This window comes from Lysinibacillus sp. NPDC056959, from assembly GCF_042674095.1.
Classification (GTDB): Bacteria; Bacillota; Bacilli; order Bacillales_A; family Planococcaceae; genus Lysinibacillus; species Lysinibacillus zambalensis.
This window is the reverse complement of record NZ_JBHURE010000006.1, coordinates 68,464-91,539: the sequence shown is the minus strand read 5'-3', so window position 1 is coordinate 91,539 and position 23,076 is coordinate 68,464. Positions and strand designations below refer to the sequence as shown.

Annotated in this window: 25 protein-coding genes; 7 read left to right on the top strand and 18 right to left on the bottom strand. The window is 33.9% G+C overall.

All coding sequences use genetic code 11. The annotated features are described in order from the left end of the window. Positions 1-93: 93 nt before the first annotated feature. Positions 94-519: a 3-hydroxyacyl-ACP dehydratase FabZ gene (fabZ, locus tag ACFTQ7_RS09660; RefSeq protein WP_386828335.1), complete on the bottom strand. Its 426-nt coding sequence runs from the start codon at positions 517-519 to the stop codon at positions 94-96. A 760-nt stretch (positions 520-1,279) separates the two neighbouring features. Here fabZ and ACFTQ7_RS09655 point away from each other — a divergent pair. Next, positions 1,280-1,900 (top strand): LysE family translocator, encoded by a 621-nt coding sequence (locus tag ACFTQ7_RS09655; RefSeq protein WP_079562237.1) that lies wholly within the window; start codon positions 1,280-1,282, stop codon positions 1,898-1,900. Positions 1,901-2,086: 186 nt separating this feature from the next. Here ACFTQ7_RS09655 and ACFTQ7_RS09650 read toward each other — a convergent pair whose 3' ends face one another. The 4 genes from ACFTQ7_RS09650 to ACFTQ7_RS09635 form a co-directional block, all read right to left on the bottom strand. Then, positions 2,087-2,569 carry a CcdC family protein gene (locus ACFTQ7_RS09650; RefSeq protein WP_386828334.1) on the bottom strand — a complete coding sequence of 161 codons (483 nt, stop codon included), beginning with the start codon at positions 2,567-2,569 and terminating at the stop codon, positions 2,087-2,089. A gap of 246 nt (positions 2,570-2,815) precedes the next feature. Next, positions 2,816-3,358: a GNAT family N-acetyltransferase gene (locus tag ACFTQ7_RS09645; protein ID WP_386828333.1), complete on the bottom strand. Its 543-nt coding sequence runs from the start codon at positions 3,356-3,358 to the stop codon at positions 2,816-2,818. 77 nt (positions 3,359-3,435) lie between these two features. Beyond that, positions 3,436-4,314, bottom strand: a complete 879-nt coding sequence (locus tag ACFTQ7_RS09640; RefSeq protein WP_386828332.1) for a GNAT family N-acetyltransferase — start codon at positions 4,312-4,314, stop codon at positions 3,436-3,438. A gap of 541 nt (positions 4,315-4,855) precedes the next feature. Then, complete coding sequence (locus ACFTQ7_RS09635) at positions 4,856-5,029, bottom strand: hypothetical protein (protein WP_386828331.1); 174 nt, start codon at positions 5,027-5,029, stop codon at positions 4,856-4,858. A 173-nt stretch (positions 5,030-5,202) separates the two neighbouring features. On the opposite strand from ACFTQ7_RS09635, the gene ACFTQ7_RS09630 reads away from it, so the two are divergent. Beyond that, positions 5,203-5,664, top strand: a complete 462-nt coding sequence (locus ACFTQ7_RS09630; protein ID WP_386828330.1) for a GNAT family N-acetyltransferase — start codon at positions 5,203-5,205, stop codon at positions 5,662-5,664. Between the two features lie 134 nt (positions 5,665-5,798). Here the strand turns inward: ACFTQ7_RS09630 and ACFTQ7_RS09625 are convergent, their stop codons facing one another. After that, entirely contained in the window at positions 5,799-7,859 is a 2,061-nt protein-coding gene (locus ACFTQ7_RS09625) for a HAMP domain-containing sensor histidine kinase (protein WP_386828329.1), read from the bottom strand. Next, positions 7,837-8,532 carry a response regulator transcription factor gene (locus tag ACFTQ7_RS09620; RefSeq protein WP_386828328.1) on the bottom strand — a complete coding sequence of 232 codons (696 nt, stop codon included), beginning with the start codon at positions 8,530-8,532 and terminating at the stop codon, positions 7,837-7,839. The genes ACFTQ7_RS09625 and ACFTQ7_RS09620 overlap by 23 nt, the downstream gene beginning before the upstream one ends. 469 nt (positions 8,533-9,001) lie before the next feature. Between ACFTQ7_RS09620 and ACFTQ7_RS09615 the strand changes: the two genes are divergently transcribed. Continuing rightward, positions 9,002-9,181: a hypothetical protein gene (locus ACFTQ7_RS09615; RefSeq protein WP_386828327.1), complete on the top strand. Its 180-nt coding sequence runs from the start codon at positions 9,002-9,004 to the stop codon at positions 9,179-9,181. A 401-nt stretch (positions 9,182-9,582) separates the two neighbouring features. Here ACFTQ7_RS09615 and ACFTQ7_RS09610 read toward each other — a convergent pair whose 3' ends face one another. Both ACFTQ7_RS09610 and ACFTQ7_RS09605 read right to left on the bottom strand, forming a co-directional pair. Beyond that, positions 9,583-12,627, bottom strand: coding sequence for a hybrid sensor histidine kinase/response regulator (locus ACFTQ7_RS09610; RefSeq protein WP_386828326.1), 3,045 nt, complete (start codon positions 12,625-12,627; stop codon positions 9,583-9,585). Positions 12,628-13,215: 588 nt separating this feature from the next. Continuing rightward, complete coding sequence (locus tag ACFTQ7_RS09605; RefSeq protein ID WP_386828325.1) at positions 13,216-13,626, bottom strand: NUDIX domain-containing protein; 411 nt, start codon at positions 13,624-13,626, stop codon at positions 13,216-13,218. A 264-nt stretch (positions 13,627-13,890) separates the two neighbouring features. On the opposite strand from ACFTQ7_RS09605, the gene ACFTQ7_RS09600 reads away from it, so the two are divergent. Next, on the top strand, positions 13,891-13,995 hold the full coding sequence (locus ACFTQ7_RS09600; protein ID WP_386828324.1) for a YjcZ family sporulation protein: 105 nt from the start codon (positions 13,891-13,893) through the stop codon (positions 13,993-13,995). Positions 13,996-14,120: 125 nt separating this feature from the next. Here ACFTQ7_RS09600 and ACFTQ7_RS09595 read toward each other — a convergent pair whose 3' ends face one another. The 6 genes from ACFTQ7_RS09595 to ACFTQ7_RS09570 form a co-directional block, all read right to left on the bottom strand. Then, complete coding sequence (locus ACFTQ7_RS09595) at positions 14,121-14,645, bottom strand: GNAT family N-acetyltransferase (protein ID WP_386828323.1); 525 nt, start codon at positions 14,643-14,645, stop codon at positions 14,121-14,123. A gap of 517 nt (positions 14,646-15,162) precedes the next feature. Then, the gene (locus ACFTQ7_RS09590) at positions 15,163-15,777 is read right to left on the bottom strand and encodes a hypothetical protein (RefSeq protein WP_386828322.1); all 615 of its coding nucleotides are present in this window, start codon (positions 15,775-15,777) and stop codon (positions 15,163-15,165) included. Between the two features lie 398 nt (positions 15,778-16,175). Then, positions 16,176-16,745: a hypothetical protein gene (locus ACFTQ7_RS09585; protein ID WP_386828321.1), complete on the bottom strand. Its 570-nt coding sequence runs from the start codon at positions 16,743-16,745 to the stop codon at positions 16,176-16,178. A 143-nt stretch (positions 16,746-16,888) separates the two neighbouring features. Next, positions 16,889-17,500, bottom strand: coding sequence for a class I SAM-dependent methyltransferase (locus ACFTQ7_RS09580; RefSeq protein WP_386828320.1), 612 nt, complete (start codon positions 17,498-17,500; stop codon positions 16,889-16,891). Between the two features lie 128 nt (positions 17,501-17,628). Next, entirely contained in the window at positions 17,629-18,414 is a 786-nt protein-coding gene (gdh, locus tag ACFTQ7_RS09575; RefSeq protein WP_386828319.1) for a glucose 1-dehydrogenase, read from the bottom strand. A gap of 14 nt (positions 18,415-18,428) precedes the next feature. After that, positions 18,429-19,286, bottom strand: a complete 858-nt coding sequence (locus ACFTQ7_RS09570) for a RhaT/GlcU family sugar-proton symporter (protein WP_386828318.1) — start codon at positions 19,284-19,286, stop codon at positions 18,429-18,431. A gap of 491 nt (positions 19,287-19,777) precedes the next feature. On the opposite strand from ACFTQ7_RS09570, the gene ACFTQ7_RS09565 reads away from it, so the two are divergent. From ACFTQ7_RS09565 to ACFTQ7_RS09555, 3 genes are all read left to right on the top strand, one after another. After that, positions 19,778-19,921: a YjcZ family sporulation protein gene (locus ACFTQ7_RS09565; RefSeq protein ID WP_349657803.1), complete on the top strand. Its 144-nt coding sequence runs from the start codon at positions 19,778-19,780 to the stop codon at positions 19,919-19,921. A gap of 392 nt (positions 19,922-20,313) precedes the next feature. Then, positions 20,314-20,544: a hypothetical protein gene (locus tag ACFTQ7_RS09560; RefSeq protein ID WP_386828317.1), complete on the top strand. Its 231-nt coding sequence runs from the start codon at positions 20,314-20,316 to the stop codon at positions 20,542-20,544. Positions 20,545-20,720: 176 nt separating this feature from the next. Beyond that, positions 20,721-20,900, top strand: coding sequence for a hypothetical protein (locus ACFTQ7_RS09555; RefSeq protein ID WP_386828316.1), 180 nt, complete (start codon positions 20,721-20,723; stop codon positions 20,898-20,900). Positions 20,901-21,039: 139 nt separating this feature from the next. On the opposite strand, the gene ACFTQ7_RS09550 is transcribed toward ACFTQ7_RS09555, so the two are convergent. The 3 genes from ACFTQ7_RS09550 to ACFTQ7_RS09540 form a co-directional block, all read right to left on the bottom strand. Then, positions 21,040-21,492, bottom strand: coding sequence for an NUDIX hydrolase (locus ACFTQ7_RS09550; protein ID WP_386828315.1), 453 nt, complete (start codon positions 21,490-21,492; stop codon positions 21,040-21,042). Positions 21,493-21,647: 155 nt separating this feature from the next. After that, complete coding sequence (locus tag ACFTQ7_RS09545; protein ID WP_386828314.1) at positions 21,648-21,953, bottom strand: hypothetical protein; 306 nt, start codon at positions 21,951-21,953, stop codon at positions 21,648-21,650. A gap of 172 nt (positions 21,954-22,125) precedes the next feature. After that, positions 22,126-23,013 carry a DMT family transporter gene (locus tag ACFTQ7_RS09540; RefSeq protein WP_386828313.1) on the bottom strand — a complete coding sequence of 296 codons (888 nt, stop codon included), beginning with the start codon at positions 23,011-23,013 and terminating at the stop codon, positions 22,126-22,128. Between the last annotated feature and the right edge of the window lie 63 nt (positions 23,014-23,076).

Genomic DNA, 23,076 nt, shown 5'->3' with positions numbered 1-23,076 from the left:
TATATTATTCAATATAATTTTAAATACCCTTTTGACACAGCACACAAAAAAAGCACTGCAATGATTATTGCAGCACTTATTAATCGAATTGACTTAGTTTCCGAATGCGAAAATAAGCTCTGTTTCACAAGCTATTTCCCCGTCAACAGTTGCAACCCCGCGTCCTTTACCAATGGCACCCTTTAAGCGTGTAATTTCCACTTCAAGACGCAGTTGATCACCAGGTTTCACTTGTTTTTTAAAGCGACAGTTATCAATACCTGCCAGTAATCCAAGTCTTCCTTGGTTCCCTTCTTTTGTAAGCATAATAATTGCGCTCACTTGCGCTAATGCTTCAACAATTAATACACCTGGCATTACTGGGTAATTAGGAAAATGTCCATTAAAGAACTCTTCATTTATCGTGACGTTTTTAATGGCTACTGCTCTCTTCCCCTCTTCTAATTCTAATACTCTATCCACTAACAAAAAAGGATAACGATGTAGTAAAACCTCTTGTATTTGTTGAATATCTAGCATCAAAAAACCTCCAATAATTTTATCACCTAATTCTAGCATTAATTATTAGTAGTTGGTACTATTTTTTTGTTTGAATTTCAAAATAAAAGCCACATCCTACTATAGATGTGACTGTACTATTTTAAATTAGTAGTTTTCCTTATTGAGTGGCCAAATATGGGCAGGGACATTTTGATACGGAAAGTTTTTCCCCATCTTTACCTTTAATATGCACAGCACTCTTTAAATCCATCCGATAGTTTTTCTGGGAAGGACCAGAATTATAAAATACACCATCTGAAATAGCTATAACATCTGCTATTACTTCAATCAGCAATCCGTATTGAGGATTAACCTTGCCCCTACGTGTGCCGATGTCTGCGAATGACCCACAGATGTTCCGCCATATTGGAATAGAGCCTTCAGTTAAAAAAATTCATTCATATAATATGCAAAGACTGATGCTAATTAGATTTGTCAATCAAAATAACTTTAGTTATCTATTATCTATTTGGCACTAGCAACGGATCTCGTTTAGAAATTTAAGTATTACTTGCTTCAAAACATACACTCACTTCACTATAATTCAATAATATATTTCACTATACAAATATCACTAGTTTATTTTCTGATTTTTATAAATATTTAGTTCACTTCTATTTTAGTATTTCATTATCGACAGTTATATAGAAGATAGCATATAATATTTTTTGCATTCATTAAGTTAATCTTATTATTGTCTTACTTGAATGTTTAGTTTATTAGAATAGGATGGGTTAACATGTTATCTTTTATTGCAATAGTTCTTCTCTTATTTTTAATTCCTGGACCTGCTGTTATCATTACCATTACGCAAACGCTGAAAGGTGGTAAAAAGAACGGTATTTTCACTGCATTAGGCATTGGATTAGGTGACTTAGTCCATACGTTAGCAGCTGTCTTAGGGTTATCTGCCATTTTAATGAAATCTGCCACTGCGTTTGAAGTAGTGAAATATATTGGTGTTGCATACCTTGTTTATTTAGGTATTCAAATGCTACTAACAAAACCACAAAAAATAGAAAAACCAACTGTTGAACAAAGTCCGGCAAGTACTTCGTTCCGACAAGGTTTTTTAGCGGAGATTTTAAATCCAAAAACTGCACTATTTTTCTTAGCGTTTTTACCACAGTTTGTTCAACATAATGGCCAATCCATCACTGTACAATTATTGATTTTAGGCATTACTTTTGTTGTGATGAGCGCTTTGTATACTATTTTGTTAGCTATTATTACAAGCTTTATTGGTGAAAAAATCTTTACGAAAACAACAAACAATGGTTCGCGTTGGCTTGAAAAGGCTGTTGGTTTCGTTTATATAGGACTAGGCGTTAAATTAGCACTTCAAACTCAAAGTAGATAATAATATGGTTTCTTAGGGGGAACACGATTATAAACGTGTTCTCTTTTTTTATTTCTTTAAGGCTGTTTTCTAAAAGATTGTTGCTTCTAGTTTGGTTATCTTCTTCAACTAAGCACCCGGCTAGTTTAAGTGTATTTATCGACAAACTTATACTTTTTATTTGGAAGGTTAGAGATATACGAAGTTCTACAAACTGACTGTATTTTTTAGTTTAAGAACATTTTTATACTTTATATAGCAAGCTATTCTCCAAGGAATTAAATAACAAATAACAAGTAAGAAAATTAGCATATTGAGTGTACCTGGTTCGATAGTAGAAATATGTTGTCGAAAAAAATAACGTAAAGCAATCATAATGGAGAAAGTGATTATAAAAGCAGGACTTTTCTTAGCATAAATTAAACCATCATTTCGTAATTCATAATTCGACCATAAAATAAGAGGAATAGAAAAACCTACCCCTAAAAAAATTGCTATAGATAATTGAAGGTATGTGACGTTCCCAGAAGCGTTTAGAAAAAATGAAAATCCTGGTGTTAAAAATAGAAGAGGAAGAATTATTCGCGTTCCTCTCCCTTTGGTTGGTTTGTACATAGAACGGATTCTACGAACTAAAATGAACAATCCAATAATTAGAAACATAGAAGTAGCTGGTAGTGCAGTTTGCATAAAAACCTCCCTGAATTATGTTTTGATTGATTTATTATTGCATAAATTCAAACAAAAACCACATTTTTCCTTATGCAATTAAACTGCCCGTTCTTGAATAGCAACAATCTTTTCAAAAACAGCCTTCTTTAAAGTGGAAATTGCATGACATGAACGATGTAAACGCGGGTACAAACAGTTATTAGAATTTCACTTCACGATGGCTAATGGTGGATGTACCACACTTTGCACTCCTTTTTTCGATAATTACGATTCAAGTACAAGTCCCATTTCAATTCTTACTTCCCTTTTATCAATATCTTTATTGGAGTAACTTATTAAGTCACATCCAATTAGATGAAATCCATGTTTTCTGTAAAACTGTATAGCAGGAAAATTAGACGTTTGTGTTTCTAAAACGATTGCCCTCACCCCAACTTCTGCTGCACGCTTTTTGACCAAAGCCATGAGCTTACTACCAATGCCTTGCTGTTGATAGGCTTGATCAATATGAATATCATTAATTCTTAACACATGATGCCACTTCTCATGATTAAAACTAACAATTCCCGCTTCTTCTCCATTTAACTCAGCAATATAACATTCAATATCCTCTATATGATCCTCAAAAATTTCTCCTTCCAAATACTTGTGAAATGGCGTATCGAAATGTTTTAACGTAAAATCAACAGCCCAGCCATTTTCTCGTTCTTTAAAGGAAACATCATAATAATTATTGGAGCTGTATTGATAAATAATTTTTTTGCCTTGTGGGAAATTTTCTTTATATATCCTTTTTATTTGTATCAAGTTGAATCACCCTTTTTACTTATTTTTATAATAGAAAAAGCTCTTTAATTTAACTGTATTCAAACATTTAACTGGCTTTACGAATGCGATGTTAATGGAAATAACGGTCGTTCTGTCCCGAATTCTATCATCGGCCGAATAAACAATACATCGTCCTCAGTTTCAATTACTTCAGACTCTAGATCATGACAATCAGGGATAAAATGAAAAATAATTCTTTTTATATCCGATGTAGTAATGTAGCTTAAAACTTCTATTACATCAATCTTACTGCGGCTTACAACATCAAAAAGATGTAATTCCTCACCCTCTTCTTCGAATAATACTATAACGTCTTCGTCTTCGATAAAATAAATTGAATTAGGAAATGCAATAAGAAAATAGAACATAAGTAAACTTTCATTTTCTTTCACATCTAAAACAGACGATAATGGCATTCTTTCCTTTGCATACAATTTCAATAAAGATACATCGTTGATATTTTCAACGTCTAAATTCCGGATTGTTATGTTTGATTTTTTCTGTAAACCATCAGCATTTAAGAAATATCTACTTTCTTGTACTCTTGAAAACCCAAATTTCGGATAGAAATCTAAGACTGTTTCATTCGCAAATAAATAGATGAAATCGTATTGTTTTTCATATTTATCAATAATGACATTCATTAATTTTTTTGCTAAACCTTTATGACGATAATCTGGATGCGTCATTACTGTTCCAACTTGTATGGCTTTAAAATCCTTACCGTTTACAGCAACAGTCATTTTACTTATTGATGCATTTGCAATTACTTTTTCACCATCGATATATGAATAACAACAATATTGATCGTTCCAGCATCCTTTTTCATACCATTGGCTAAAATCTAATCCAAAAATTAACTTTGCTAATTCATTGAAACTTTCTCTATATTTTTGATTGTCCTTGTAATCATTTATTAATTGATAATTTGTCATATTTACGCCTCATTTCTCTATTTTATAAGCTCAAAGTAAGTAATTGAGACATTACCATTTTGCACACCCCCAAAAAGACATAAAAAAAACTATAAGAAGAAATCCTTCTCATAGTCAAATTTAAATTCAATATAGATTAATACTCCTCAGTGTCATTGTAGCTGTCACTTCGATGGGCTTTAGCTTCTGTACAAATAAACTATACGTCCGGATTTTGCCTTGACCCTGCTAGAGGCTTATAGGAGATATTAAAAATATATGATTTGAATAGATATGATGACTTCTAATCGCTATTGTGCAAAGGGCGAACTAAAAAGAATTAAGGTATACACCTTAATTTGCGTTATTGCACTATAAAATTTTTTAAAATTTTATTAGCCATTAATAAGTTTCATCATAAATAATCAAAACCCCGTTTCACCATATATTTAACATAACTATACATTTTTCTGGATACTTTTGTAAAGGAAAAATTAGGCTTTCATTTTTTATGTAGAAGCTTATAGACCTTTACAGTGTCTATAAGCTTGAAGTGCATTAATTATTGTTTTGGTGTATTTGCGGTAAGTGGATTACTGTTTGCAACTAATTGTACTGGTGTCGTGCCTTCCTGGGAAGACGTTGTCATTTGATGTGCATTGTCTGACATCGCTTGGCGTTTCATTACGCCAAAAATAGCTGCGGCACCTAAAAGTCCCCATGCAAAAAATCTCACTGTTGATAGCCTCCTTCTCATACTAAATATTTTAAAACAGCTTTAGTATTGGAAATCCCCTGCGGTTTATACGGTGTTAGCTATTTGAGTTTTTTATTCAATTTACTGATTATTTTCGAAAATATAAAAATACGGTAAAGTGAAATGGTATAAAATTCGAATGGAGGTAGAACATGAATATTAAAGTTGCAACATTGGAAGATATTCCGCAAATAGAAATATTATATGAAGAACTGTTTTTAGAGATGTCAAAACTGCAACCAAAGTACATAGCTCCAACAAAACAGGATGTAAAGTTTCTTACAAACACAATTTCAGAAGAAAAATCAGATATTTTTGTTGCTGAAATAGATCACAGTATTGCCGGCTTTTTACTAATTCAAGAATTAACTACTCCTCCTTATTCTTGTATCGTCCAGCATAGTTATGCGTATATTATGGATGTAATTGTTGGCGGACAATATCAAAGTAAAGGCATCGGTTCAATATTGCTACGAGAGGCAAAGAAATGGGCCGATGAACGTAAGCTTGATTACTTGGAGTTAAGTGTCTTAGCAGAAAATAATGGCGCTTTTGTCTTGTATGAAAAACATGGAAATAAGGAAACAAGCTGTACTATGCGATTAGAACTTTAAAGGTGTGTATGATATTAGAGCCTGCCATTGAAAAAAGCAGGCTCTGATTTATTAAATCTAGGCTTATTTTTAGCTATACCTTACACAGAAAAAGAATAGGACACTCATATATCCTATTCCTTTGCTACACTACATTAATCATTTTGAATTTTCGGTAGATAAATCATGGCCTTGAATAAATCGCCATCTACTTGAATTAAGAACTTTCCGTGCTGGATGTGAATAAGGCTTTCAGCAATCGACAACCCTAAACCGGTACCTTGACTTGATCTAGATTCATCTCCTCTTTTAAAGCGTTCCATTAGCTCATCGACTGAAATATTTAATTCGTATGCTGAAATATTTTTAAATGTCACGAGTATTTCATTCCCTAAATCTTCAACATCAATATATACCCTTGATGCAGGCTGTGCGTATTTAAAAATATTCGAGAATAAGTTTTCGATGGAGCGCCATAGGAGTTTACCATCAGCCTTCACATACACCTTTTCTGTTGGGTAGGCTAACTTAAATTCTAATAACGACGCTTCAATTTTTTCACCCATTTCTCCTATTCCTTGCGTTAGTAATGATACTATGTCAATCCGTTCTAACTGAACAGGCATACTTCCACTTGACGCTTTAGCAGCTTCAAATAAATCATCCGTTAAGAGCTTGAGTCTTTTCGATTTTTGATCTAACACGTCTACATATTCAGCAATCATTTCAGGGTCGTTTTCTATTTTTAATAAATCGACATACGTAATGATTGACGTTAAAGGCGTTCTGATATCATGGGAAACATTCGTAATGAGCTCTGTTTTTAAACGCTCGCTCTTGATCTCACTATCCACCGACTTTTTTAACCCATCAGTAATACTATTAATATTCGCCGCAAGTTGGCTAAACTCTCCTTTTCCGTCTACTTCAATGCGATGATGAAGATCCCCATTCTTAATTTGCTCTACGCCCTCTTTAATGCGATTAAACGACTTCACCTTTCTCATCGCAAACCAGGCAGCTAAACCCATGGTAATAGGAAACACGAAAAACGTTGCAGCAACTACTAATGGATAGCCAATGACAAGCATCACAATTTTCACACCCATACTGCCATTATCAAATACATTTTTTACTGAAAGAAAAACTTTTTTGAGAATTTGATATATGAGTGTATGCTTAAATAATGAAATATTTTTGATATGCTTGACGAGTGATAAAATCATCAGTAAGGCAATGATAAAAATAGGTATCGTGAGGAGCATGTACATATCATGTAACACTTCAACAATCATTGCTATCCACATCGATATTAAACAAACGACTATTACAATATTGAGATCATTATATAGTTTGTCAATGACATGAAAATGAATTTCTTTTTCTTTAAATGACGTTCTTCCAATAACCATGATTAAATAAACAAAAGATAAAATAAATCCAGCTAGAAATACAATGAATTCATTAAGAAAACTTTTGGCAATCGCTTTGTCTTTTTCCCATTCCGGCATTTTTTGTTGTAAGAAAGATTCTTTAAACGCCACATAAATGACGTCTGTTTGTGGATTCAACTTTTCAACTTCGTGTGTAAAGTAATCCAAGTATTGACTTTCTTTCACTTCATTTGGATAGAGCTTTTGTTGATAATCCTCAAATAGCATATATGCACCAAATGATTCAAATTGCTCTTTCTTATTTAATTTACTATTGGAGAATACATATTCACCGTCACTCGCATAAAACACGATCCCTTCATATGCTTCTAGTGTGCTGAGTAACCGATAAAATTCTCTTACCTGTTCTTTTATGCTTTCTTCTTTTTTACTATTTATGGCATCCGCATATTTTTCTTGATATATGCGCTTATTTTCCACTTCACTCAAATTTGGATTATATCTGTATGAATTACGGAAATCATTATATAAATTTTCTTCGATTTCCCTAATATCTTCTTCTGTTAGTGTCTTACCGCTTAAAATATGTTCTTCACTTTTGTATTTTCCAATTAATTGCGCTACGGTAGCAATAAGGCTGTAACTTTCATTAGCGAATGCTCGGCTTTCAAAATAATTATCTTGATATATACTACTAAGATGAACCTCATTAAATTCCATGTTGATAATTGCCTTCGCTGTACCAGTTAAACAAACAATCGCAATCAGGAACACACCCACTTTCGTAATGAGTGCATGACTAATATTTCTCCACTTTCTCAACTTTATACCCAACTCCCCATACAACTTTCAAATACTTCGGCTCTTTCGGATTAATTTCAATTTTTTCTCGAATCTTTCGAATATGAACCGAAACCGTATTTTCTGGATTAATAGCCTTTTCATTCCATACCCTTTCGTAAATTTCTTCCATCGTGAATACTCTCCCAGCATTTGCTGTGAGAAGCTTTAAAATTTTATACTGCACTGGTGTCAAATGAACCTTTTGTTTATCAACGGTAATAACTTTCTGTTCATCATCAATCATGAGCCCGCCCGTTTGAAAAACATAACTACTCACCTCAAGACTCCCAAATGTCGTATACCTTCTTAGCTGCGATTTCACTCTAGCCACAAGTTCTAATGGATTAAACGGCTTGGCCATATAATCATCTGCTCCGATATTTAATCCGAGTATTTTGTCATAATCCTCCGACTTAGCAGAAAGCATAATTAACGGAATCATATTATCTTGCCGAATCTTCATCGTCGCCGTAATCCCATCCATTTTTGGCATCATAATATCCATAATAATTAGGTGAATAACGTGATCTCTAATAAGATCGATTGCCTCTATACCATCATAAGCTTTGAATACTTGATATCCCTCATTTTCTAAATAAATGCTAATCGCCCTTACAATTTCTTTATCATCATCACAAATCAAAATGTTCAACTACATTCACTCCTCCATCTCTTTAGGCTCATGTGATCGCCCCTATAGGATTCGTATAAGGATATAATACTAATTAAATCTTAACAAACACACACACCAATTCTTAAGATTTTCTTAGTGTTTTCGTATGTACATTAATTATGCCGAATAGACGATTCTGTTTTTCTTGATTCAATTTCCCATGTCAATATAAAAACCTAGAAAATATTGCAGTTAGCCAACCCGAAACATCCAGTTAAATTGATGACTATATTCAAATGTCTTTGCCAAATACTAGTCGTGATCTTAGAAAATTAGTTAAAAAAATATAAGTGATTAGTAAAATAAACGCATAATCCTCCTTTTTATTGTCAAACTTTCATTTTCCATTTTTCGTTACAAAAGAAATTTTTATCATCGCCATTTCCGTTATATTCTAAGTGTAATTGCACAATCTAAAACGTAACAAACAATAACGGAGGTTGTAGCAATGAAAAAATTTTTGTATTTCGGGGCAATGACTGCGTTCTTACTGACTGCCTGTTCTTCTCATGACGAAGCACCAGCTAGTGACCAAGCAGAAGCAAAAGAGAAAACCGTTAATGCTGAAACAAAAGAAAATCTTGAGAAAAATTATCTATATGAAATAGAAGATCCTTTTACAAATTGATTGCTGAAAGACAGATAACTAATTAAGGTTATCTGTTCTTTATTATGTACTTTCTAATACATTCCAATGGTTCAAGAACAAACTTACTTGCTCCTTTCAGGTTAACAAAACACCTAAAATATACGTTCAAAAATTATTATTGATTCAAACTCCATCCTATCATATGGATTTTGAATAGTCCTATGCATATCTTTTGTTTTTTACAAAGATCTTTGTTTTCGTAATAAGTAACATGTATGCATGAGTTCGTGCTTCCACTAAAGTACTCCTTTCCTTTTCAGTGACACCTGCTGAAAAAAGTTTTTAAAAAAAAACCCTGTGTAAACAGGATTTTAAATGGACAATATTTTTATAAAACTACACCACATTATAAAATGGTAGTGTAGCTTTATTGAATATTATTATTTTACATTCAATTGACGCTTAAACTGCTTTGACTTTTCTTTCTTTTTAAGAACTACGAACGATATGGTTGTACCTTGATTTGGCTTACTTTTAATTTGAAGTCCTTTACCGTAATGTTGTTTTAAGCGAAGATCTGTATTAAGCAATCCAATGCCATTTGAACTTTCCGATTTTCTTTCAAGTAAACGTTCCATCGTAGCTTCATCCATTCCAGTGCCATCATCTGACACAGAGATCTCAATATACGTGTCGAAATCTTCAATGCTAATATGAATATTCCCGCCATTTTCACGGGGCAATATCCCATGTTTCAAAGCATTTTCAATTAATGGTTGGATGGTTAGTGATGGTATCATGACGTCTGTGGAAACGTTTAGATCCCACGTTACGTTAATCCGCTCCCCGAAACGTTCCTTATGAATGTATATATAAGATTGAACAAGATTTACTTCGTCTTCCAGTGGAACAAGTTCATCAATATTTTGAAACTTAAAGGATTCTCTTAAAAAATCACTTAGTGCTTCAAGTAGCTTACTAGTTCGCTCGATATCAATTTCACTTAACGTAATAATCGCATTTAATGTATTGAATAAAAAATGGGGCTGTATTTGTGCCTGAAGCCAAGCTGCCTCCATTCGAAGTCGTTGTTGTGCAGATTGTTTAACATCGGTTAATGCATTCACTCTTGATCTTAACTCTAAAGCGTCCACTGGTTTTGTAACGTAATCATTCGCACCAGATAAGAAACCATTTTTAATATCTTGCGGCTGACTCCTTGCTGTGAGAAGTAAAACTGGTAGTTCAGTTATTGAAAAATGCTGACGAATTGTACGAACTAATTCGTACCCAGACATATTTGGCATCATTACATCTGATATGACTAAATCCCACTCTTGTGACATTAATATTTCGAGAGCTTTATTACCGCTTGTAACCGATACTAAGTCGTATTTTTCTATAGAAAGTATTGTTTCGATAACTCTTAAGTTAACTGGATCATCATCGACGACCAATACTCTAGGTCTATTCGCTTCCATAATAGATTGATTTCCAATCCGATCATCAAATGGATTTGTAGGAGTCACTACCGCTGATACTTCGTTCTCATCTGATAGCAGTGCTACATTTGTTTGCTCATCCGTTCCGTCAGATATTGGGAGAGTAAACGTAAATTCTGACCCTTTCCCTACAACTGATTTTACCCGTAATGTTCCCCCATGTAGTTCAACCAAACGTTTACTAATACTCAGTCCTAGCCCAAATCCGCCTTCTATCATTGCCTTACTAAGAGTACCCTGCTCATAAGGTTCAAATATACGTTCAATGGTTTCCTCATCTATTCCAATACCAGTATCCGAAATCACAATTTCCGCCATCCCATTTCTTACATGACCAGAAATCTTCACTTCACCTTCGTTTGTGTATTTCACCGCATTATGAAGTACATTAAAAACAATTTGAATCACTCTATTTTCATCAGCCATTACTTTTGAGAAATTTTCAGGGATTTGATTCATTAACTGAATCTGTTTTCCGTCACCCATAACATAGAGCATATCTAATACACCTGATACAATTGCTTGAATCGAAACAGTTCTAAACTTTAGTTTAGGGTTATTTTCTTTTAAACTCATGACATCTAGTAAATCATTTAACATAATTGACATACGACTTCCTACAGACAGCACTGTTTCTAAATCCTTGACACTTTTGTCACTGAGTACACGTTCTTCTCTTTCCAAAACAGCTTTAGAAATATTAAGGATCCCATGAAGTGGATTTCGTAACTCATGAGACGTATTAGCAAGAAATTCATCCTTTAACTTATTAGCCTTTTGAAGCTTATTAGCAAGTTCTTTCGTATCTGAATAAACTTTTGCATATCCTTTAAACCATAATGTAGCCAAACAAGCCATTGTGATAATAAGATCAAATGGATACATAATCACTTTTATTCCAAAAATGAGAAGTAGACCATCCCAAATGTAATTATTGCCAAATGCTAAAATGGCAAGAAGTAAAAATATATTATTTCTGACCTCTTTAATAGATTTTCTCATTACCGTTAGAATCGTTATTACTAACGCAATACCTAAAATAAATATATATATATCTTGATAAGTTACTATATAGCGAGTAGGCAACACGATTGCCATAAATGCAGCTATACCACACAAAATACTAAACCAACGTGTATATTTACTCACATGTTGAGGCATCCAATGTTTTATGCATTGAATGAGTGAAAAGCCTATCCCTACTATAGCAAGATGAACTAATTTAAAGCCCCATTCGTAATTAATCGGAAACAAATAAGATAATAATTTGTCATCGCTTGCTAATAAGTAATAATTCATAATGCTCATTGATAATAGAGAAAAATAAAGTAATCTTTTTTCTTCCATGTTCCCTATAAAAAATAAAATGAAAGAATAGATCGCGTGTATAAAAAAAACAACTGCAACTAGTTGCTGCATAGCTATCGACCATTGAGTTTCCTTAGCTAATATATCTTCTTTTCCTAATTTAATGGAGCGAACAATGCCGCCGCCACGAGGATCCTTAAAGTTAGAAGCCTGAACAATAATTTCGATTTCTTTATGACCGTTTGCTTCAAAAGAAACAGTATATGGAACATTTTTGGCCACTGTATTTTCTGCTTTCTCCCCAATTTCACCTGATTTTGCTAACTGTCGTCCATTTACATAAATTTCAGAAGAACTCCGAACACTCGGAACTCGAATACTGTAAGTTATTTTGTCCTCTGGATTGACGAGTAATTTTAAGCGATAAGTACCGTAACCGTAAGGGCTCATCTCTTCTTCTTGTAAAGAAGAACTCCATCCCTCAGGGACCTCTATGTATGTAGATTGAACCTTTTTAGATTCTAAGTGCTTTTCTTCACTAATTAACCAATTATAAGGATAAAACTCCCACTCTCCGTCGAGTGTAATGGCATGTTCATCATTAAAATTCCAATTTCTTAAATCCATTTGCCCTTTTACAGCATGTGATTGATCTGAATTATCGAATAATTCCAACCATAAAACTCGTGAGCCTGTTAGAAAGATCGTAAACAAGCAAACGATGAGAACAATTTTTCTCTTTTTCATTAACATTAATTGTCAAAGGTGTTATGTATTTTTCTGTTATGATACAAGCTCCTTAGACCAAATCACACCTCCTACGATATATTATCCTAGCAGAGTTAACATTACTTTTAAATCTAATTTTTTGCCTTACATCCAATTTTTACAACAAATCAATGTTTTAATTTACAAAACTATACTTATCACTTCATAATTTGAAATACTTTTTTACAACATCATAAAAAATCACCAGACCCCGACCTGGTGATTTCAGACAGTAGAAAAATGCGACTTTGTTTGTGCTTTATGTTTGTCTACAAAAAAATATACATCAATTGTTTAGTATCATAAGTCCGTGGACTTTGCTTCAATCACCTCTTCATTACGTTCCTGCGGGCCCACTACTTTTCCCAATCCAACAACTCTTTTCTTCATCAGTAAATTAGTCATATTAAATGATTCTAGGCTGGCGCAGCAAGCTTTCACTATCATAATGTGTACCATCAGGTCGAACAAGATTGTACCCATATTTCCCCTAAATTACATAAGCTTTAACTGTCTCAGCGCATATTCTGTAGTCATTGTAATGTTTTCTGGAATTTCATTTATTGAAAACCACTGCACTTTCTCTAAAGCATGCGGTTCTCTATTTTCTACTTCACCATTCGTAATATGAGCAGCGAAAGTAGGCGCTACATAATGGACATCTTCTGAATGTATAATATGGTTGGTCACACATATCAATTGTGTAATTTCGATGTCCACTCCAAGCTCTTCCTTTATTTCACGTATGATCGCATTTTCTATTGTTTCCATATAGTCAACCTTACCACCCGGTAAGCTCCAACAGCCTGCTTCTGGTGCTTTTTTACGTAAAACGAGTAAAATTTTGTTAGCCTTATCTACAATAACTGCCCCAACGCCAACTTTTGGTGATTTCACTTTTTCCATTTGTATTTCCTCCTATAATAACTAGCTGCTATCGGATGTATATAACTTCAATATGTAAAATATGTATCTTGAATGGTTACTTACGAAGGTCATTCACTCCACCAAGTAGTAGATGCCCTCTTCCTAACTATTATACTCGTAAAATTTAATGTAATAGTATTGGAAAAATTATTTCTACCTTTAATTATTTTTTTAGTTAGATGATTATCTTCTCTCCTTTTTACAACTTTGCGTATTATATATTGTAGAAAGGAGGGAGTAAAAATGAGTTGTTCAGGTAATGGTTACGGCTCAGGGTCCACTTTTGTCTTAATTGTAGTATTATTCATTCTTTTAATTATCGTTGGCGCTACTTTCATTAGTTACTAATAAACAACGCCGCCAATGTCTCTATTGTTCATAGTTTCCTTAGTGTAATACTAATTTATCCCTATACCTTCTATATGAATGACTAAGGGTCACTTTCCTCCAGTGACCCTTTTTTCTACTTACATTTATTTAATTAGAGAAAAAATATTAGTGTCATACGGAACACCATTTTGGTGCATATAATTTTTTAATATCCCTTCTTTTTCAAAGCCCAATTTGGTCAATAGTTTATTTGAGGCTTCATTTTCAGTAAAAACAATAGCTCCAATACGCATTAAATCCATCTCTTGAAAGCCAAATGCTAGGACTCTATTAACAGCTTCTTGTGCATACCCTTTTCCCCAGCTCTCAGGAAAAAGTGCATAACTAATTTCAGCTCTTTTATGCTCAGTAGACCACTCTTGAAAACCGATAGTACCAATAATACCTTTTTGTCCTTTTAATGAAATTCCCCAATTAATTCCACGTTTTTCATCATAATTCTTTGAAAAATTTTTAATTATTTGTTTAACCTGCTCTATATTTGTTAAAGGATTTTGCCCATAGTGGCGTAATACATCAGGATTTGAAAAACAGTTTAATACTTCTGGGGCGTCATGTTCAGTAAGTTCTCTTAACACTAATCGTTCAGTATCTAAAATAGGAAACATCTTCTTCACTCCATTTCCAAATAAGTTATCTTAGATTCTATACAAAAATGGTGAGAATTGGTACATAATTTTAGGTAGAACAATACTTTTTTATTTACAAATGTAAAAATATAGATTTATATAAATGGATCACGAAACGGTCTCTCATACCAATCAATTGAGCATCTTCATCCTTAACTTGCAGTGCTGTACCCTTTTATCAATCATTCAGGATTTATTCCCCCATATAAAAAGGTAATTGGCCCTGAGTTCATTTTAGATGAGGTGGGAAATCCTACATTCAATTAACATGTTAGAAAAAAACTAAGTAAACTTGTCCCTTTAGGAATGAAAGTCTCAAATACACATAGTTTCTCTTTAAGACTGTTTTCGTATAGAATATTAAAAAAAGTTGCTTCTACATATTTTGTAGATCAACTTACTCTTTGTCTTTTGAGCTTTGCTAAATCGCTATTCAACTACAGCGCTTCATACCTTGCCAGTCATCCAAAAATAAAAATAGACCTTTAAAAGTAGCTCAATACTCGTTATTTTGATAGGGATTGCCATTTTCATAGAGATACGATTCCAATTCTTTAACCTTGTTCCCGTCTAATTGGTGTGTTAACCCGAATGTTTCACCCTTCCCACCATGATTTATTACAATGTCAAGATCATGAAGTAATTCAGTGAAATACTTGAAAGTCTGTTTTAAGTCGTCATTAAACCTTGATCTTTCTGGCGTGTTCGTCGATAAAACATACTCAAGATGTCCCATCCAAATTTGAAGCACATTCAGGTTTTCAAAGTCCTTTTGAAGGTCATCGCCTTGAACCCGAAAATATTTCATTTCAGTAGTGATTTGATCGGCCTTCGGATAATATTGGTTCACATCGGTTGTTTTAACAATATCTTCAGCGTGATAGGCAATCCAAGCTTCAAGCGTAGGTTCGATTCCATATTCGTTAAAGCCTTCGGGAGTTGAAACATCCTTCCACAGCTTCACGTTGTTTACTTTAGTTACTCCCGACTTTACTTTTTCAATTTTAGATTCTGCCGGTTTTACTTCTTCAATTTTAGTTTCTTCGTTCGTACATCCTGTTAATAAAACAGTGACAAATAATCCTGTATATGCTATTTTCGTTAACCTCATAATTCGGCTCCTTCTATAGTTGAAAATCTCACACCAAACATCACCTATATTTTAACTTAAAAACTAATTAATCCCTAGAACTAAACCTAGTTAGCTTGATAGCAATAATTTTCAAGAAAACACCCCTTTTTATTTTTGAGGTTTTGACCTTGCTTTTCTACACTTTTAAAAACACTAAATGACCAGTTATGAATACTGGTCATGTTTTTACAGCTCATAAGAAGTTATAACACTTTCCTATTTATCAATTATGTCTTGGCATAATTGTAGCTGCCGCTTTGCTTTCGCTACAGATAAACAATGCGTCATGTGCATAGCCCTTTCCACATCGACGCGATGATTGTAGGCTACCATCCTATGTGCACTCTTTCCGATTCCGTGACATCCGCTGAAAGAAGTTAAATAAAAATAGTTCGTTGAAACTGGCGATGGAACACTGTATTTCCTTCTTGAGGCACCCCATCAATATTAATCCCCCATGTATTCATGATAATAGGATCATTTGGAAGAATTGGATCACCTGGAAGAATTGGATCACCTGGAAAAACAGGATCAGTTGGAGTTTTAACAAGCACTTCATAACATGGATCACTTAGTTGCCAACTATTTTGCGGAGTTGCATGGACGACTAGTAGTTTTTTTGCTGGAATTGTAAAAGTAAGAGGCGTTGCTGGGTCATAAAAAGGTGAAGCTTGCAATTCTCCACATAAGAAGGCTTCTTTTGGCATCTCTTCTTGGGCACAATTTTGCCAATCTAATACCGATACTGTTACTGTTTGGGGTGCGTCTGTTTTATTTAAAAGAGTGACAACAATCGTCTCAGTAGATGGATTTCTCCAAATTGCTCCTGTCGTAAAATTACTTGGAACAGGAAGCCTAACAGAGCTACATTGACAAATCGGACAAGAAGATACTTTAAATGATCGAGATACATTTTTACAATCACAATTGCAGGAAGAATTCATCATTGTCTTACCCTCTTTTCAATCGATAGATAATAATATTAGAATATGATAAATCATTTATAGGATTTAGGTTATTCGTACATAGGCTGTAGTATATAAATAACAAGACTATTATGTGCTTTACCTAATTCTACTTATGAAAAATATCAATATATTTTACTAATTATTATTTTCCTATACATCCCATTGAGCATGATAGGCGTATCTTCCTCCACTACTATATTTTCAGGTGAAATTTCTTCAAAGCTCCGACCAATATCAGTTCCTAATAGGCTAATAATGGGTCTTAGTAAAATTTTGGGCAAGGACAGTTTTTCGTTTTTAGGAACAAATTTGTCAAAAACTATTATTCTCCCATCTTGCTTTAAAACCCTCGTCATCTCTTGAAAACATTTAGTTGCGTCAGGTACTACCGATAGGATTAAACTAGCTACGACATAGTCAAACGATTCATTTTCAAATTCCATATTTTGAGCATCCATTTCTAAAAATGTAATTGTAGAATGTTCGAACTTTGCCCTTGCTTTACCGAGCATGTCCGGTGAATAATCAATAGCCGTTATTTTTAAATCATTATGATTAATTAACTCTAAATCAGCGCCTGTTCCTACACCTACAAATAGGATTTTTTGTTGATTATTAAATGCTATGGATTGAAATATTTGTTTTCGAGCATTCAAAAAAACACCAGAATTAAAGAACTTGTCGTAAATTGGAGAACCCATCCTATAGATAAATCGATTCCAAGAATTATTCAAACCTTATCACTCCCATTTGAATATAATCCCTTCTTGAGACAATCATACATCATTTCTCTTTTGTCTGTTGTAACATATGTAAGAAAAAAGGCATCAAGAAACCTTGATACCTTTTTACACACTTTTCGTTATCCACGACCAGCCTGGAATTCAGGATATAAAGTCATTCCACCATCCGCAAATAGAGTAATACCCGTTACATAACTAGCCTGTGATGAAGCAAGCCATACTGCGACTGCAGCGATTTCTTCTGGCTTTCCGATATAACCCATCGGAACCATGCTTTCTACATCAGCACGTTTGGCTGGATCAGCAAATTTCTCAGCATTTATAGGTGTATTGATTGCCCCTGGTCCAATGTTATTGACACGAATTCCCTTTGGCGCATATTCTAAGGCTAATGTTTCTGTCATTAACTTTATGCCCCCTTTACTAGCAGCATAATGCACAAACAACGGCCAAGGAATTTTCTCATGAACACTGGACATATTGATGACGGTTCCTTTAATATCATTTTCAACGTAATATTTAATTGCTTCTCGACTTCCTAAAAACGCACCCGTTAAATTTGTATTAATGACTCTATTCCAATCGCTTAACGGCATTTCATGAGAAGCGACTGGGTTTTCTATACCTGCATTATTAATCATCACATCGAGTGTTCCAAATTCTTTAATTGCAGTCTGAACGAGATTAATGACGTCCGCTTCAACAGTCACATCTCCTTGTACAGCAATGGCCTCGCCACCAGCTTTTTTAACTTCTTCCACAACAGCATTTACTTCCGCTTCATTGGAACGATAATTAATAACTACTTTCGCTTTTTCCTCTCCAAAGCGAATGCCCATTGCTTTACCTAATCCCGTCGCAGCGCCTGTAATGACAATAACTTTTCCTTCTAAATCTGGATACATACAAGGTCCTCCTTTTATCTTTTCGCAATTCCCAACATAATACCAGCAGCGACAATAAATACAATCCCGATAATAATTGCTATAAGTTGACGTTTTGTTTTTTTCTCACCTAATATAAAAATTCCACCTAGAGTTGCGATGACAATCCCCATTTGAGAAAGAGAAAAACTTGTTGCAACTCCTACACGTGGCTGTGATATAAATAAAAACATATTTCCGGCAGCCCATATTAAACCAGGAATAATATTACGAATTGCATATTTATTAAATGGTTTATGCTTAAATGTTAATAAAACCCCACCTATTACCATCCCGATTGCTTGTGGCAATAAAGCAGACCATCCACTTACATTAAATAAACGTACTATCACCACATATACTAAATAACCAAAAGTTGAAACAAGTAAAATTAAAATCCCTTTTTTCAAATTGCTTCCGTGTTCTTCTTGTTTCTCTTCTGGATTAGGAAGTGATGTGAGAACAATACCAATGATAATACTAATAAGTGCCAGAATACCTAATATAACCGACATTGTTGTCGACCATTCATGAAACACGATTACGCCAAATAAAGTTGTTGATACCAATTGCATCCCTGTTGAAATGGGCATCGTTTTTGAAACCCCAATTAAATCAATACTTTTCAATTGGTTTACTTGGCCTAATGCCCAAAAAAGACCTGATACAATTCCGACTCCAAACACTATAGGAGATAACTCAGGCTTTACAAAAAAATAAATACCTATAGAGAATATGAGTGCACCAAATGTTGTTCCAAGTACTTGACTATATGGTCCACCACCGAGCTTGACGTTAAATAATACAATACTTCCCCAAAATAGAGCTGGTAACAACGCTAGGATGATATCCATTTTTAAATCTTTCACCTCATTAAACGCTTTATTTGATTTAACAAAACATCTATAATACTTTTTTATGTTGCGCCTAGTGAAGCTTTTTATACTTTTAATTAGAACCACCATTGAAGTTGGTTTAATTTGTTATGTAATACTTCCACTTTCGTCACACAAAATAGACCAAGATGGCCATTAAGCTATCTTGGTCTTATAGAATCTCTGTTTGCATGGTTGATCTTTTACATTACTATTTATAAATTAATTCCTAAGGCAATCCACTATACAAAAGAGTTATTTAATCATAATAATAGTATAAGCTAATTTTTTAGCTTACACCGCCTTGTTACTATGGGTCACTTCTATTAAAGTGGCCCTTTTATTCAAAGTAAATTACGGAATAATTAATTTCAAAAAATTATAATTTAAAAGGTACTTTTTGTTGGATAAATACCTTCCTCACTTTCTATATCGATACATATTATAGATGTAGAAAGGAGGAATGCTTCATGGGATGGTTCAGTGGCAATTATAACAACAATTGTTGCTACGGAGGTTATAGCTGTGGAGGTGGCAATAACGGTTCAACATTTGTTCTAATTGTTGTTCTGTTCATTCTTTTAATTATTGTCGGCGCTACATTCATGTATTAATCTTTTAATAATTATTTTGAGCTATTAAAATAATTAAGCGTGTATGGTTTAAGCCTTACACCTCTTCATTCAAGGTCACTTTCACAGAGTGACCTTTTTAACTATTTAACTCAAGTAAACCTTGCTAAATGATCCAATTTGTCCACACTTCCCCAGCAATCATCAAAAAATTTCAATACCAATAATTTTTCTTTACATTTTATTTATAAGTATTGTCAGCACTAGCTAAATTTATTTTTGAATACTAAGTTATCCCTATACCTTCATTAAGCGGATCACTTTCCTCCAATGATCTGTTCAATTTAAACCTAAACAATAAAAAGGAACGATCGCCCCTATAAAGATCTTGTCAATGCTTGTTTAGTAATAGCGTGGGTTCGGATAGGGCTGTTGTGGGTATTGCTGATGATGGTGTTGATGATGGTGGTGATGGTGGTGCGGATGGCGATGATGAGTTGGGTAGTAATGCATTGGGTAGTGATGATGGGATGGGTAGTGTTGGCTCGGATAAAAATGAGTTGGCGAAACCGGGTAATATGGATGTCTGCCACCATGTTGTCCCCCATAGCCATCATGCCTGTAATCGTATTGCATATTTTTTCCTCCTTTCGATATCGATATAGGTTATGCTATTAAGGATTAACAGTCTACGCAAATGCCTATATGCTCCCCCAAAACGCGCCCTCTTCAACCTACTTATAAAAGAACAATCATCATACCCTCCTATTTTCGATCTTCCATCTAATTCGGAGAAATCCATAGCGCGCATCTTAAATCAACTAGCATAAGAGCGAAATATATGACTAATAAACAATGTAAGAGCTGTGGAAATACCCAATTTACAGAAGCTACAGACTATATCCCAGTAAAGCCAAGTAAAGGTTCATTTAAGGGGGCAAATAAAATATATACATTCTGTGTAAATTGCGGTGAAGTTGATTCTTTTCGTATAGAAAATACAACTATTTATAAAAAATAAAAATCTATTATCGCCTATCAAAATCAAAATTATTAGCCTTTCAGCATTAGGGCCTGTGTGTAGAAATCCATACATACTAGTCCTTTTATTTTGTGTTAAGGTAGTGAGGTACCTCTACTTTAGAAGAGTAATTGCAGGGTTATCTTGCTTCAATATTTGTGAAATGATGAAGTTTATCTATCTCTACAATTTGGGATAAATTAACGAGAATATCCGGTTTCAACTCATTCACTTGTGTCAAGGGGAGCCAACTAATTTTTTGACTACTGGAATCCTGTCCGTTGTAGTTAGGCTGAATTGGAATTTGACCACGGTAAATAAATAAAATCTCGTGAAAATAATCCTTATCGTGGAAGAAATTTTCGATTACCGCAAATAATTTTGGGGTACCTAGTTGCACTCCCGTTTCTTCCAATATCTCACGCTCAATTGCCTCAATACTAGTTTCTCGTAACTGTACTCTTCCTCCTGGCAAAGAAATTGTCCCGTCAGGAAATTGACTTACTAATAGGTTGTCGTTGTAAACAATCCATGCTGCAACGCGAATGTTCAGTTTTCCCGCATTCATTTTTACTGTTAAATCTTCAGACATTTTTTCTCCTCCAAATATAATTATTTTAGTTTACATGTTGACGTAACATGAGGTAATAAAATCAGGCCTCATAATTTTCTCTCTCAATAGACTTACGAGAAAAGCAGAGTAATGATCAAATTTTTCAATGCAATGTCACATTGTACACTATTATATTACTCAACTAATTCAACAGTAAGTGTAGTAACAGCCATTGGTGCCGTACCTTGTACTTTTCCGTTATAACCGACTTTTACTTTATCACCAACTTTAAATGTTTCGTCGGGATTCTTTGCAAGATTTACATAAACAATACCGTAAACCGCATTATTTTCTGATTCAGTTACATAAACTACGGCTTTCCGATCGTTTACCATCTCATCAATTACCCCTACAAAAGTAGCTTTAACTTCACTTTTACACATAACCAACAAACTGCAGAATATAAGAAGCATGATGAATAAACTAAATGTCTTTTTCAAAATGGAATCCTCCTTTCATTTACCTTTCACATTTAAAATAGCTTTATCCCGATATTCCCAAAGTAGTCGCTTAGTAGAAAAAGAAATAACAAATACAAAAATCCACCCATTTCTGAGTGGACTACTATAATCATACTTCCTTAAATCCTTTACGCTGTCGCAAAAACTAGAATTACATTTGCTTAATTCTTCGGGGAATTCTAAATCCTAAAGCTATAGCTGCACCTATACAGCTAGACAGACATCCTAAGATTAAATAAATCGAAAGAGGTGATTCACCAATTAGAACAGAGGCTATACCTCCAATTACCGGAAATAAAGCTACCATGTACCCGCTTTTTGCAGCACCTATTCTTTCAACAAGCTTTAAATAAAATAGCCATGCTAGGAAAGATGCGATCAATGTTAAATATAATAAAGCTGATATGTATGTTATTGATGTAGGGATTATGATCTTTTGCCCCTGGAACAATACAATGACTGACATTAAAATACTTCCTACAGTAAAACCCATAGCGTTCGAATAAATAGGGTCAATCTTTCCTCTGGCATTCCTCGCAGAACTTACATCACCAATAGCTGTAAGTACTGTACCTAAAAGAGCAATCAAAATACCTTTTAAAACATCTAAGCTAGAAAAACTACTTAAAGAAGGATAAATGAGGACACAAACACCCACCACTCCTAACACTCCTCCAAACAAAACACGAGGATGTAGTTGCTCTTTTAAGAAAATCCGAAGTGCTAGCGGAGTCAATATCACTTTTAAAGAAAAGATTAATGTTACAATTGCTGCTGAGCTCAATATTGTTGCATAGTATAAGCATAAATAACTTAATGCAAAATTACATATACCAAACACCATGATAAAAGGTATATCTTTACGTGTTGGCTTCCCTTTTGGCTTAAGAAACAACACTAGTGCAATAAATAAAAATGCAGTAATAACTAGTCGATAAGTCAAGGATAATTCTAAGCTCACTGGCGTTCCTTGAATTTTCACTGCAATAAAATTAAGTCCCCAAACTATTAAACAAAATATATACATTAGATTTGTCACGATATTTTCTATACCTTCTGTCGTTCTTTAATTGACGAAATATCGAATAGGAAAGAATTCTCT